The sequence below is a fragment of the Paenibacillus taichungensis genome (assembly GCF_013359905.1).
In the GTDB taxonomy this organism is placed as follows: domain Bacteria; phylum Bacillota; class Bacilli; order Paenibacillales; family Paenibacillaceae; genus Paenibacillus; species Paenibacillus taichungensis.
The window spans coordinates 1-281 of the sequence record NZ_JABMCC010000033.1; the positions used below are offsets into that span (position 1 = coordinate 1).

Genomic DNA, 281 nt, shown 5'->3' on the forward strand with positions numbered 1-281 from the left:
GCGCGCCTTAGAATTCTCTTCTCGCCTACCTGTGTCGGTTTGCGGTACGGGCACCATCACCTGGCTAGAGGCTTTTCTTGGCAGTGTGAGATCATGACCTTCGCTACTATAATTTTCGCTCCCCATTACAGCCCAGCCTTACGATGTGCGGATTTGCCTACACATCAGCCTCACTGCTTAGACGGACATCCATCAGTCCGCGTCACTACCCTGCTGCGTCCCCCCATTGCTCATAACGGCTTACGGTGGTACAGGAATTTCGACCTGTTGTCCTTCGACTA

1 rRNA gene is annotated in these 281 nt (G+C 53.4%); it reads right to left on the reverse strand.

Annotated features, from left to right (window positions below):
- Nucleotides 1–281, reverse strand: a 23S ribosomal RNA gene (locus tag HP548_RS00235); the annotation flags it as partial.